Annotated in this window: 8 protein-coding genes; 2 read left to right on the plus strand and 6 right to left on the minus strand. The window is 69.1% G+C overall.

Annotated features, from left to right (window positions below):
- Positions 1–11: 11 nt before the first annotated feature.
- Both gltB and ACYX4P_RS05925 read right to left on the minus strand, forming a co-directional pair.
- Positions 12–4,526: a glutamate synthase large subunit gene (gene gltB / locus ACYX4P_RS05920; protein ID WP_248117880.1), complete on the minus strand. Its 4,515-nt coding sequence runs from the start codon at positions 4,524–4,526 to the stop codon at positions 12–14.
- The gene (locus ACYX4P_RS05925; protein ID WP_248117878.1) at positions 4,523–5,950 is read right to left on the minus strand and encodes an NAD(P)-dependent oxidoreductase; all 1,428 of its coding nucleotides are present in this window, start codon (positions 5,948–5,950) and stop codon (positions 4,523–4,525) included. Before ACYX4P_RS05925 ends, gltB begins: the two co-directional genes overlap by 4 nt.
- A gap of 227 nt (positions 5,951–6,177) precedes the next feature.
- Between ACYX4P_RS05925 and ACYX4P_RS05930 the strand changes: the two genes are divergently transcribed.
- Complete coding sequence (locus ACYX4P_RS05930; RefSeq protein WP_248117876.1) at positions 6,178–8,613, plus strand: membrane-bound PQQ-dependent dehydrogenase, glucose/quinate/shikimate family; 2,436 nt, start codon at positions 6,178–6,180, stop codon at positions 8,611–8,613.
- A 59-nt stretch (positions 8,614–8,672) separates the two neighbouring features.
- Here the strand turns inward: ACYX4P_RS05930 and ACYX4P_RS05935 are convergent, their stop codons facing one another.
- From ACYX4P_RS05935 to proB, 4 genes are read right to left on the minus strand one after another with little or no spacing between them, the layout of a single operon-like run.
- Entirely contained in the window at positions 8,673–9,008 is a 336-nt protein-coding gene (locus tag ACYX4P_RS05935; protein ID WP_248117874.1) for a type II toxin-antitoxin system PemK/MazF family toxin, read from the minus strand.
- Positions 8,995–9,210: an AbrB/MazE/SpoVT family DNA-binding domain-containing protein gene (locus tag ACYX4P_RS05940; protein ID WP_248117873.1), complete on the minus strand. Its 216-nt coding sequence runs from the start codon at positions 9,208–9,210 to the stop codon at positions 8,995–8,997. Before ACYX4P_RS05940 ends, ACYX4P_RS05935 begins: the two co-directional genes overlap by 14 nt.
- 43 nt (positions 9,211–9,253) lie before the next feature.
- A complete protein-coding gene (locus tag ACYX4P_RS05945; RefSeq protein ID WP_248117871.1) occupies positions 9,254–10,516 on the minus strand; it encodes a glutamate-5-semialdehyde dehydrogenase in 1,263 nt (420 codons plus the stop codon).
- Positions 10,513–11,670 (minus strand): glutamate 5-kinase, encoded by a 1,158-nt coding sequence (gene proB / locus ACYX4P_RS05950; protein WP_248117869.1) that lies wholly within the window; start codon positions 11,668–11,670, stop codon positions 10,513–10,515. Before proB ends, ACYX4P_RS05945 begins: the two co-directional genes overlap by 4 nt.
- A 67-nt stretch (positions 11,671–11,737) precedes the next feature.
- Between proB and ACYX4P_RS05955 the strand changes: the two genes are divergently transcribed.
- Positions 11,738–12,517, plus strand: coding sequence for a ZIP family metal transporter (locus tag ACYX4P_RS05955; protein ID WP_248117867.1), 780 nt, complete (start codon positions 11,738–11,740; stop codon positions 12,515–12,517).
- Positions 12,518–12,719 lie beyond the last annotated feature (202 nt).

Here is a 12,719-nt window from a genome sequence, read left to right on the forward strand (position 1 = left end):
GGGGTTGGAGGTCAGGCGCTGGTCTTCAGCCGTTCCGTCTTGGCGACGATGTGCGTCAGCGGGACGATGCGGACGAACCTTTTCAGGCTGTGCTCCCAGTCGTTCAGCAGACGGCGGGCCAGCGGAGAGCCGGTCGCCGCCAGGTGCGCCTCGATCAGGTCGTGCAGACGTTCGGCCGCCGCCGCGTCGATGTCGGTCACGCCCGCCAGGTCGCCGTTCAGGGCGCGCTCGGCATGGCCCGGCTGGTCCAGCACGAACAGCTCGCCGCCGCTCATGCCCGCCGCCAGGTTCCAGCCGACCGGACCCAGAACGACCACGCGGCCGCCGGTCATATATTCGCAGCCGTGCGCGCCCAGGCCCTCGACCACGGCCTCGGCGCCCGAGTTCCTGACCGCGAAACGCTCGCCCGCCGCGCCGGCCACGAACAGCCGGCCGGAGGTCGCGCCATACAGGGTGGTGTTGCCGCAGATCAGCTGATCCTCGCGCCATTCGGGCGTGCGGACCGAAATCTCGGCGCCCGACAGCCCCTTGCCGACATAGTCGTTGGCCTCGCCCGTCAGGTGCAGTTCCAGACCCTTGGCGGCGAAGGCGCCGAAGCTCTGGCCCGCAATGCCTTCCAGCCGCAGCTTCAGACGACCGGCGGGCCCCTGCGCGCCGAAGCGGCGCACGATGGCCGATGAGACGGCGGCGCCGACCGTGCGCTGGGTGTTGTTCAGCGGATAGGAGAGCTCCAGCGTCTGGCCGCGATCCAGGAAGCGCACGGCGTCCTTCAGCACGCGCGCGTCCAGACTTTCAGCGATGGGCTTCCTCGCCGCCTTGTCGGCCCATTTGCCGGCCGCGCCCTCGTCCACCTGAACCAGCAGCGGGTTAAGGTCCAGGTCGTCCAGATGCGAGCCGCCGCGACGCACCTGACGCAGAAGGTCGGTGCGGCCGATGATCTCGTCCATCGTGCGCGCGCCGATGGAGGCCAGGATTTCGCGCGTCTCCTCGGCGATGAAGGTGAACAGATTGACCACCTTGTCCGGGGTGCCGGTGAACTTCTCGCGCAGGCGGTCGTCCTGAGAGCAGACGCCGACCGGGCAGGTGTTGGAATGGCACTGGCGCACCATCAGACAGCCCATGGCGATCAGGGCGGCGGTGCCGACGCCGTATTCCTCGGCGCCCAGCATGGCGGCGATGACCACGTCGCGGCCCGTGCGGACCCCGCCGTCGGTCCTTAGCGTGACCGAGCCGCGCAGATTGTTCAGCGTCAGCACCTGATGGGCCTCGGCCAGGCCGATCTCCCATGGCAGGCCCGCGTGCTTGATCGAGGTCTGGGGCGAGGCGCCGGTGCCGCCGTTGTGGCCGGCGATCAGGATGGCGTCGGCGTTGGCCTTGGCCACACCGGACGCAATGGCGCCGATGCCCGAGGCGGACACCAGTTTCACCGTCACCCGCGCATCGGGGTTGATGGCCTTCAGGTCATAGATGAGCTGGGCCAGGTCCTCGATTGAATAGATGTCGTGGTGCGGCGGCGGCGAGATCAGGGTCGTGCCGGGCACGGCGTGGCGCATCCGGGCGATGAACTCGGTGACCTTGAAGCCGGGCAACTGGCCGCCCTCGCCGGGCTTGGCGCCTTGGGCGACCTTGATCTCGATCTCGCGACACTGGTTCAGATATTCGGCGGTGACGCCGAACCGGCCCGACGCCACCTGCTTGACCGCAGAGTTGGCGTCGTCGCCGTTCGGGCGCGGGTGATAGCGTTCGGGATCCTCGCCGCCCTCGCCGGACACCGAGCGGGCGCCGATGCGGTTCATGGCGATGTTCAGCGTCTCGTGCGCCTCTGGCCCCAGGGCGCCCAGCGACATGGCCTGGGTCAGGAAGCGGCGGCGGATGTCCGACACGCTCTCGACCTGGTCCAGCGGGATGGCCGTGCCTTCGCGGAAGTCCAAGAGATCGCGCAGGGACAGGTCGGCCTGGGCGCGGACGACCTCGGAGAACTGCTTGAAGCGGCGATAGTCGCCCCGGTTGCAGGCGTCCTGCAGCAGGTGGATGGTCCTGGCCTCATGGGCGTGGGCCTCGCCGCCCGCGCGGATCTTGAAGAAGCCGCCGATGGCGGGCGACGGGACGGCTTCGCCCCAGGCCACCTTGTGCCGCTTCATCGCCGCCTGCTCCAGACCGGCTAAACCGATGCCGGAGATGCGCGACGGGGCGCCGGGGAAGAACTCGGCCGTCAGGGCGCGCGACAGGCCCAGAACCTCGAACTCACAGCCGCCGCGATAGGCCGAGATGACGCTGATCCCCTTGCGGGCCAGGGTCTTCAGCAGCCCCGCCTCGATTCCGGCCTTATAGTTCAGACAGGCGTCGCGCAGCGTCAGGCCGGGATACAGGCCCCGGTCCAGACGCTCCTGGAACAGGTCCTGGGCCAGCCAGGCGTTGACGGTGGTGGCGCCGACACCGACCAGGACCGCGAACCCATGCGGGTCCAGCGTCTCGGCCGTGCGAACGACGATGGAGCAATAGGTGCGCAGGCCCGCCTTGGTCAGGCGGCCGTGAACCCCGGCGGTGGCCAGGATCATCGGCGCGGCCAGACGGTCCGCCGATCCGGCCTGATCCGTCAGCACGATCAGGGCGGCGCCGTCGCGGGCGGCGGCCTCGGCCTCGTCCATGATCCGGTCCAGCGCCGCGCGCAGGGCGGCGCCAGGGCGGGCGTCGTCGGACGGCACGTCATAGCTGCAGTCGATGACCACGGTCGAACCGGCGCCGACCGTCTCGATCATCCGCTCGTACATGCCGTTGGTCAGGACCGGGCTGTCCAGCACGAAGACGTCGGTCTGGGCCTCCTCCTCGGCCAGGATGTTGCCCAGGTTCTTGAACCGAGTCTTCAGGCTCATGGCCCCCGCTTCGCGCAGCGGGTCGATGGGCGGGTTGGTGACCTGGCTGAAGTTCTGGCGGAAGTAGTGCGACAGCGGGCGCGGCAGGGCCGACAGGACTGCGGGCGGAGCGTCGTCGCCCATCGAGCCGACCGCCTCCTTGCCGTCGCGCACCAGGGCGTCCAGCAGCAGGTCCAGGTCTTCGCGGCTATAGCCGGCGGCGATCTGGCGCCGCGTCAGGGCCTCGCCCGAGACCGAGCGCGGCTCGGGTCCGGGGCCGATGATCGGCTCCAGATCGACCATATTGTCCAGCCACGCCTCATAGGGGTGGGCGGCCGACAGGGCGTCGATGGCCTCATGCTCGTCATAGACGCGGCCATGCTTCAGATCGACGGCGATCAGCTTGCCGGGGCCGATGTGCAGGCGGCGCTTCACCCGGCTCTCGGGGATCGGCACCAGACCGGCTTCCGAGCCCGCCATCAGCAGGCCGTCGACGGTTTCGACGGCGCGCAGGGGGCGCAGGCCGTTCCGGTCCTTGCCCGCCACGATCCAGCGGCCGTCGGCGGCGCAGATGGCGGCCGGGCCGTCCCAAGGCTCCATCACCGCATTGCAATAGGCGTAGAAGGCCCGGTGTTCGGCGGGCATGACCACATCGTCCTTGGCCCAGGCCTCGGGGATCAGCAGGGCCTTGGCCATCGGCGCGGGGCGACCGGCGTGGACCAGCACCTCCATGACGTTATCGAGCGCGGCCGAGTCCGATCCGCCCGGCTGGACCACCGGCTTGACCTCGCGGTCGCGGTCGCCGAAGGCGCCGGCCGCCATGCGGATCTCGTGCGACTTCATCCAGTTCAGATTGCCCTTCAGCGTGTTGATCTCGCCGTTGTGGGCCATCATGCGGAAGGGCTGGGCCAGCTTCCATTCCGGGAAGGTGTTGGTCGAATAGCGCTGGTGGAAGACGGCGTAGGCCGAGACGAAACGCGGGTCCTCCAGGTCGGGATACAGGTCGCCCAGCAGTTCGGCGCGGACCATCCCCTTGTAGGCGATGGAGCGGGCGGACAGGGTGCAGATATAGACGCCCGCCAGGTTCTCGGTCTTGACCGTCTTCTCGATGCGGCGGCGGCACAGATACAGTTCGCGCTCCAGCGCCTCGCCGTCCAGCGGCTGGCCCGCGTCGTCCAGCGGCGGGGCCAGCATGATCTGCTCGATCTCGGGCCGGGTCGCCCCGGCCTTGGTTCCCACCACTGACAGGTCGATGGGCGTCTGGCGCCAGCCATAGATCCAGAAGCCGCCGCGCAGGGCCTCGGTCTCGACGATGGCGCGGGCGCGGTCCTGGGCGCCCAGGTCGGTGCGCGGCAGGAAGACCTGACCCACGCAGATGGGGCCGGGACGCAGGGACTGGCCGATGGAGGCGACCTGTTCGGCGAAGAAGCCTTGCGGCAGTTCGGCCATGATGCCCGCGCCGTCGCCCGACAGGCCGTCGGGATCGACCGCGCCCCGGTGGGCCACGGCCTTCAGGCTGCGGATCGCATATTCGACCACGTCGCGGCGCGGCGTGCCGTCGATGGAGCAGACTAGGCCCACGCCGCAGGCGTCGCGCTCGGAGCTGCGATCATAGGCGTTTCCGGCTTCCAGCCGGTCGCGTGTTGCTTCGTACTTATCAAGCCACTGGGTCATGCCGCGACCTCCTCGGTGCGGGTCTTAAGGTAGCGATCGATTTCGGCGGCGGCGTCCTGGCCTTCACGGACGGCCCAAACCACAAGCGACGCGCCGCGCACGGCGTCGCCGGCGGCGAAGACGCCGGGCAGGCTGGTGACGAAGCTGACGGCGCCGACCTTGATCGTGCCGTCGTCGCGCAGGCGAAGGTCAGGTTCGTGCGCCGCGAACGGCTCGGGCGAGAAGCCCAGGGCCTCGATGACGATGTCGGCGGGAATGTCGAAGTCGGCGCCGGGAACGGGCACGATGTCGCGGCGCTCGCCGGGGGCGGCTTCGGTCAACTGCATCCGTGCGGCGCGGACGCCGGTCACGGCGTCGCCTTGCGACAGCAGAGCCTTGGGCGCGCCCAGCCATTCGAAGACGACGCCTTCCTCCTCGGCGTTCTGAACCTCGCGGGCGGAACCCGGCATGTTCTCGCGGTCGCGACGATAGAGGCAGGTCACGCTGGCCGCGCCCTGACGGATGGCGGTGCGGACGCAGTCCATGGCGGTGTCGCCGCCGCCGATGACGACGACGCGCTTGCCGCTGGCCTCGTACCAGCCCGCCTGTTCGGCGTCGCCCAGGTCGCGGCGGTTCTGGTGCGTCAGATAGGACAGGGCCTCGACGGTCGAATCCGGGCCACGACCGGGCGCCGACAGGATGCGGGGCTGATAGACGCCCATGGCCAGCAGGACGACATCGTGGCGGTCGCGCAGTTCGGTCAGGGTCACGTCCTTGCCGACCTCGCAGCCCAGCACGAACCGGACCCCGCCCTCGGCCAGGCGATCCACGCGGCGCTGGACCACGTGCTTCTCCAGCTTGAAACCGGGGATGCCATAGATCAGCAGGCCGCCCGCGCGGTCGTGCCGGTCATAGACCGTGACCTGATAACCCTCCGAACGCAGACGGTCGGCGGCGGCCAGACCCGCAGGCCCCGCGCCCACGATGCCCACGGTCTCGCCGCGTTCGGCGGCGGGGCGGATCGGCTCGACCCAGCCCTTTTCCCACGCCTGATCGCCCAGCCAGGCCTCGACCGAGCCGATGGTCACGGCGTCCCAGCCGGACTGGTTCAGGGTGCACGATCCCTCGCACAGCCGATCCTGCGGGCAGATGCGGCCGCAGATTTCGGGCATGGTCGAGGTCTGGGACGACACGCGCCAGGCCTCGCGCGCCTCGTTCTCGGCCGACAGGCGCAGCCAGTCGGGGATGTTGTTCTGAAGCGGGCAGGCGTTCTGGCAGAAGGGCACGCCGCAGTCGGTGCAGCGCGACGCCTGTTTCTCGGCCGTCTCGGTCGAAGGCGGAATCGTAATCTCACCGAAACCGCGCGCGCGCAGTTCGGCCGAGGCCTTGGACAGGCGGCGGGGCTCGACGACGAAAGTCCCGCCTTGCTTCAGGGTCTTATGCATATCTCGCATATGCCGCAAAGCTGGGCGTCTAGGCAAATATTATTGCCGCGAGCCATTATCAGCGTTCGAAAAAGAATAAATCGTCCACTATCGGACGTTATGTCGTCAAATGATGCCGATTTCCCTGGTTGCGATGCAACGCTGTTTGGTTCCGAGCCTGCGACATTAGGAACCAGACGGGAGCTGAACCGTTGCAGCAACTGCAATCCCAGCAGGAGAGGCCGATCATGCCGCGATGGACAACCCCCGCAGGTCTGGGAGGCTGGCTGACCCTGCTTCTCGGCCTGCTTCTGGCCGTGATCGGCGTGGTGCTGACCGTGGGCGGGGTTCAGCTCGCCGCGCTGGGCGGCTCCTGGTACTATCTCCTGGCGGGCCTGGCGCTGATCGCGTCGGGCTTTTTCCTTGTCTATCGCGACGTTCGCGGCGCCTGGATCTATGGCGCGACCTTCATCCTGACCCTGGTCTGGGCGCTGTGGGAGAAGGGTCTGAACGGCTGGGCCATGATCCCGCGTCTGGTCGGGCCGCTGGTCTTGATGTTCTTGGTTCTGGCGACCCTGCCGGTGCTGCGTCCCGGGCGGGGCGGCGGTCGCACGGCCGGCGTCGGGGCGCTTGGCCTGGCGGTGCTGACGGTGGTGTTCGGCCTGGTGGTCGGTCAGATCAATCAGCCCGGCGTCGATAGCCCTGTGCCCGGCGCGCGCGGTCCCTTCGGCGATCCGGCGCTGATCAAGGCCGGCGTGGACTGGCCCGCCTATGGCGGATCGGAGGCCGCCCAGCGCTACTCGCCGCTGAACCAGATCAACAAGGACAATGTGGGCCAGCTGGAACGCGCCTGGACCTTCCGCACCGGCGACCTGCCGGGCCAGCGGTTCGGGGCCGAGACCACGCCCCTGAAGATCGCCGACACCATCTATCTGTGCTCGGCGCGCAACAAGATGTTCGCTCTGGACGCCAACACCGGCAAGCAGAAGTGGGCCTATGATCCCCAGGTGCCGGACGAGCAGATCCCCTATACGGCCGCGTGCCGGGGTGTGACCTATTACGCCGTGCCGAACGCGGACCAGGCCCAGCCCTGCGCCACCCGCATCATCGAAGGCACGCTGGACGGCCGCATCATCGCCTTGGACGCCAGGACGGGCGTGCCTTGCCCCGCCTTCGGGACCAATGGAGCGGTCAGCATCAAGGAAGGGATGGGCGACCCCTACCCCGGCATGGTGTCGATCACCTCGCCCCCCGTCATCGTGCGGGGGATCATCGTCACCGGCCACCAGGTTCTGGACGGCCAAAAGCGCTGGAACGCATCCGGCGTGATCCAGGGCTATGACGCCGTGACGGGGCAGATGCGCTTCGCCTGGGACATGATGCGTCCCGAGACCGCCACCACCCCGCCGCCCGGTCAGACCTATACCCCCGGCACGCCGAACATGTGGACCACGGCCACAGGCGACGAGGCCCTGGGCCTGGTCTATCTGCCGATGGGCAACTCGGCCGCCGACTATTATTCGTCGCTGCGTCGGCCTGAGGAAAACCAGTACTCCAGCGCCCTGGTCGCGCTGGACGTCACGACCGGCAAGCCGCGCTGGCATTATCAGACTGTCCGCATGGACGTCTGGGACTATGACCTCGGCTCGCAGGTCACGCTGGTGGATATGCCCACGGCGTCGGGCGTCGTGCCTGCCGTGATCCTGCCGTCCAAGCGCGGCGAGATATTCGTGCTGGACCGCCGCACCGGCCAACCCCTGCATGGCGTGCAGGATCGTCCGGCCCCGCGCGGCGGCGTCGAACCCGCGCAACGGGCGGCGACCCAGCCCTATTCGCTGTTCAACACCCTGGCCAAGCCCGATCTGCGCGAAGCCGATATGTGGGGCATGTCGCCGATCGACCAGATGATCTGCCGCATCCAGTTCAAGAAGGCGTCGTATCAGGGCCAGTTCACGCCCCCGACCGTGGATCGTCGCTTCATCGAATATCCCGGCTACAACGGCGGTTCGGACTGGGGCAGCGTGGCGCTGGATCCGCGTCGCGGCGTGATCATCGCCAACTACAACGACATGCCCAACTACAACCGTCTGGTGCCGCGCGCCGAGGCCGACAGGCTGGGCTGGTTCCCGCGCGACGACCCCCGCTACATCGCCCGCGAGAAGGAGCTGGCCAATCGGGGCGGCAACCTGTCCAAGGCCGAAGGCGCGGGCGACCCGCAGATGGGCGTGCCCTACGCCATCGACGTGAACGCCGGCTGGCGGATGCCCTTCACCGGCCTGCTGTGCAAGGAGCCTCCCTATGGCGGCATCCGCGCCATCGACGTGCAGAGCGGCAAGACCCTGTGGGACCGTCCGTTCGGCACGGCGCGCAAGAACGGGCCTTTCGGCATCCCCTCGATGCTGCCGCTTGAGATCGGCACGCCGAACAACGGCGGTTCGGTCGTCACGGCGGGCGGGCTGATCTTCATCGCCGCGGCGACCGACGATCTGATCCGCGCCATCGACATCGAGACGGGCAAGACCGTCTGGTCCGACGTCCTGCCCGCAGGCGGCCAGGCCAACCCGATGATCTATGAGCAGAACGGCCGCCAGTATCTGGTTATCGTGGCGGCGGGCCATCACTTCATGGAGACGCCGGAGGGCGATTACGTGATCGCCTATGCTCTGCCCAAGGGCAGAGCATAAGCTCTCTTGCTGGGCCTATCGCGCTTCGCGCTGCTTGAGGCCGAGTGGTGGGATGAATGTCAAAGGCTGGCGCGGACGGCTTGCATCGTCCGCGCCAGCCGATCGTCGTCGATGCGTCCAAGATGGGTCGCAACGGCGACATCAATGGTCGCGATCTTGGCTGGCCGGATGACAGACGGCGCGGGCAGGCCGGCGTCGGCATAGGTATCGCCGAACGGCACATCGTCGGCCCATGGCCGATTGTCGGCGCTGGTGATCATCACGACCCACAAAAGCCGGTCGCCGTCGCCCAGCGGCCCGTCGGAGACGATCAGGGCCGGGCGATGCTGGCGGGTGCTGCGGTCGGTATAGGGGAAGGGGACGCGGACGACGTCGCCGCGCTCAAAGTCCGGCATAGGCCTTGCGGTCCGCCTCGCCGTCCCATTCATCGAACGCCGCGAATGGATCTTCCGCCGGCGCACGGCGGGCCTTGCGCAGGATCACCCGGTCGCCGTCCAGATCATATTGCAGTTCGTCGCCGTCCTGCAGACTGAGCGCGGCGCGCACGGCCTGGGGGATGGTCGTCTGGGCCTTCGATGTCAGGCGGCTCTTGATCATGCAATGAAGGTAAGGAATTTCCTTACTGACGGCAAGCCGGGCTTCAGGGCCTGATCTGCCCCTGGCCGCGCACGACGTATTTGTAGGTGGTCAGCTGCTCCGCCCCGACTGGGCCTCGCGCGTGAAGGCGGCTGGTGGAGATGCCGATTTCGCCGCCGAAGCCGAACTCTCCGCCGTCGGCGAACTGGGTCGAGGCGTTGATCAGGACGATGGCGCTGTCGATCTTTGACGCGAACCGTTCGGCGGCAGCTTGGTCGGTCGCGACGATGGCCTCTGTATGGCCCGAGCCGTAGCGGGCGATGTGATCGACGGCGGCGTCCATATCCTCGACTATGCGGACGGCCAGCATGGGCGCCAGATATTCCGTCAGCCAGTCGCTCTCGACCGCCGGGACCATGCCGGGGACCAGCGCTTGCGCCTCGGCGTCGCCGCGCAGTTCGCAGCCGGCCGCGATCAGGTCGGCGGCGATGGGGGGCAACAGGTGCTGGGCCGCCGCCCGGTCCACCAGAAGGGTCTCTGTCGCGCCGCAGACCGAGACGCGGCGCATCTTGGCGTTCAGCACGATGGCGCGGGCGGTCTCCAGATCGGCCGACCGGTGCAGATATGTGTGGTTCAGCCCCTCCAGATGGCTCAGCACCGCCGTTCGAGCCTCGGCCTGGACGCGGGCGACCAGGCTCTTGCCGCCGCGCGGCACGATCACGTCGATGGCGCCGTCCAGCCCGGTCAGCATCAGGCCCACGGCGTGGCGGTCGGGGGTGTCGACCAGCTGGATCGCGTCGGCGGGCAGGCTGGCCTCGGCCAGGGCTTCGGCGATCAGGGCGGCGATGGCCAGGGACGACTGCAGACAGTCCGAGCCGCAGCGCAGGATGGCTGCGTTGCCCGAGCGGATGCACAGGGCGGCGGCGTCGGCGGTGACGTTGGGCCGGCTCTCGTAGATGACGCCCAGCACGCCGATGGGGGTGCGGACGCGGGCGATATCCAGGCCGTTGGCGGGAGTCCAGCGTTCGGTCTCGACCCCCAGAGGATCAGGCACGGCGGCGATGGTCGCCACCGCCTGGGCCATGCCCTCCACGCGGGCGGGCGTCAGCAGCAGCCGGTCGATCTGGGCCTCGGCCATGCCGCTGGCGCGCGCGGCCTCCACGTCGCGGGCGTTGGCGTCGAGGAGCGCGGGCTCGGCCGCCTTCAGCTTTTCGGCCAACAGCGCCAGCGCGCGTGTGCGGGCGGCGGCGGGCGCCTCGCGCAAGGCTGCGGCGGCGGCGCGGGCGCGGCGGCCCAGGTCGAGCATTCGTGCGGTCAGGTCGGTCATCGGTCAGCCAGAACCATGTCGTCTCGGTGGATAAGGACGGAGGCCCCGCGATAGCCGAGGATGGCCTCGATCTCATCGCTGCGGCGTCCACGAATACGGGCGGCGTCTTCGGCGGCGTAGGCGGCCAGACCCACCCCGACCGGCAGGCCGGAGGGATCGGTCAGGCGTACGCAGTCGCCCTTCTCGAAATCGCCCGATATGGCGATGACGCCTGCGGGCAGCAGGCTCTTGCCCGCCTGCAAGGCGGCGACGGCCCCGGCGTCCAGCCGCAGTTCGCCGGCCGGCGACAGACTGCCCGCAATCCACTGTTTGTAGGCGGCCATCGGGCCATTGGGCGCGACTATCAGGGTGGCCCGCGCGCCCTCGCGGATGGCGGTCAGGGGCCACAGGGCCTGGCCCGAGGCGATGATAGTGGCGCAGCCAGCGGAGCGTGCGATCTGGGCCGCCGCCAGCTTGGTGGCCATGCCGCCCGTGCCGACGCCTGCAGCGGCGTTGGCGCCTCCGCCCATGGCCAGGACCTCGGGCGAAAGGGTCTCGATCAGCGGCAGGTGGGCGGCGTTCGGATCGCGGCGCGGATCGGCGGTGTACAGGCCGTCCACGTCCGACAGCAGGATCAGCAGGTCCGCTCGCGCCAGTTGGGCCGCGCGCGCGGCCAGCCGGTCGTTGTCGCCATAACGGATTTCCTCGGTCGCCACCGTGTCGTTCTCGTTGACGATGGGAATGACGCCGTGGGCCAGAAGCGCGTGGACGGTGGCGCGACCGTTCAGCCAGCGGCGGCGGCGTTCGGTGTCGTCGCGCGTCAGCAGAACCTGGCCCGCCACCAGACCATGCGGCTCCAGCGCCGCAGACCAGGCCGCCATCAACAGGGACTGCCCGACCGAGGCCGCCGCCTGCTTGTCCTCCAGCCGAACGCCCAGCGCCGGCAGCCGCCCGCGCCCCAGGGCGATGGAGCCGGACGAGACGACGATGACCTCGCGCCCTTCGGCGCGCAGCGCGGCCAGGTCCGAGGCGATGGCGGCCAGCCAGTCGCGCGTCGGCCGGCGCGTGGCGGCGTCGATCAGAAGCGAGGATCCGATCTTGACCACGACCCGCCGCGCGACGCCAAGCGCCGACGCAGCGTTCGGGCCGGCGGGGAGGGCGGCGCGCTGGGACATGAAGCTTTCTCTAACGCCACGGTTCGGGCTTGTCTCTTGCCGCGTCGCGCCTCAATGCAGACGGATGATGGAATCCCTTTCCCCGATTGCCGCGGGCGGTCTCGGCAGCCTGGCGGCGGGCATGATGACGGCGGTGGGGGCTGTGCCGCTGCTGTTCTTCCGCAAGGCGGGGGTTCAGACCCAGAGCGCCCTGCTGGGCTTCGCCGCCGGCGTCATGCTGGCGGCGTCGTTCTTTTCGCTGATCATTCCCGGCGTGGACGTGCTGCAGGCGGGGGGCGCCGGACAGGCGATGGCCGCCGGGGTCATGGCGACGGCGGTGCTGATCGGGGCGGCGGTGATCGGCCTGATGAACCGGTTCGCGCCGGTCGACATGCTGGCCATCGGCCCGGCGGGATCGCGCGACCTGTCGCGGCGCATCTGGCTGTTCATCATCGCCATCACCTTGCACAACTTTCCCGAAGGGGCGGCGGTGGGAGTCAGCTTCGGCGGCGGCGACCTGCACCAGGGCCTGTCCACGGCTGTCGGCATCGGCATCCAGAACATGCCGGAGGGTCTGGCCGTGTCGGCCGCGATGGCGACCCTGGGCTATGGACGCTGGCCGGCCTTCCTGGCGGCGCTGGCGTCCGGCCTGGTCGAACCGGTCGGCGGACTGATCGGGGCCAGCGTGGTCGATCTGGTTCCCGGCGCGCTGCCGTGGGGCCTGGGTCTGGCGGCCGGCGCCATGATCTATGTCGTGACCGCCGAGATCATTCCCGAAACGCGCGAGAAGTCCAAGGGCGAGGGCTCGATGATCGGGCTGATGATCGGTCTGGTGGGGATGATGTTCCTGGACATCGCCCTGGGATAGGCGGGGGCCGAACGGGGCGCATCCCCGACAGAGCGACGGCGGCCATGTCGATCACGGCGCTGAAACGGACCTTGATCGGGCGGGCGGCCGTTACATCATTTACATCGTCGGCGGGGGTTGAAGCGGTCGGTCGCCAGAGGCTAGGCGTCTGAGCTTCGCTGCTCGATCTCGTCCCTGAAGGAGCGCCACTGTTGACGCGACC

The organism is Brevundimonas sp. ABV4_179 (genome assembly GCF_056311945.1).

What these genes read in the sequence shown, in the direction of transcription:
- gltB (WP_248117880.1), bottom strand. Translation starts at nt 4,526, where the DNA reads ATGACCCAGTGGCTTGATAAGTACGAAGCAACACGCGACCGGCTGGAA.
- ACYX4P_RS05925 (WP_248117878.1), bottom strand. Translation starts at nt 5,950, where the DNA reads ATGCATAAGACCCTGAAGCAAGGCGGGACTTTCGTCGTCGAGCCCCGC.
- ACYX4P_RS05930 (WP_248117876.1), top strand. Translation starts at nt 6,178, where the DNA reads ATGCCGCGATGGACAACCCCCGCAGGTCTGGGAGGCTGGCTGACCCTG.
- ACYX4P_RS05935 (WP_248117874.1), bottom strand. Translation starts at nt 9,008, where the DNA reads ATGCCGGACTTTGAGCGCGGCGACGTCGTCCGCGTCCCCTTCCCCTAT.
- ACYX4P_RS05940 (WP_248117873.1), bottom strand. Translation starts at nt 9,210, where the DNA reads ATGATCAAGAGCCGCCTGACATCGAAGGCCCAGACGACCATCCCCCAG.
- ACYX4P_RS05945 (WP_248117871.1), bottom strand. Translation starts at nt 10,516, where the DNA reads ATGACCGACCTGACCGCACGAATGCTCGACCTGGGCCGCCGCGCCCGC.
- proB (WP_248117869.1), bottom strand. Translation starts at nt 11,670, where the DNA reads ATGTCCCAGCGCGCCGCCCTCCCCGCCGGCCCGAACGCTGCGTCGGCG.
- ACYX4P_RS05955 (WP_248117867.1), top strand. Translation starts at nt 11,738, where the DNA reads ATGGAATCCCTTTCCCCGATTGCCGCGGGCGGTCTCGGCAGCCTGGCG.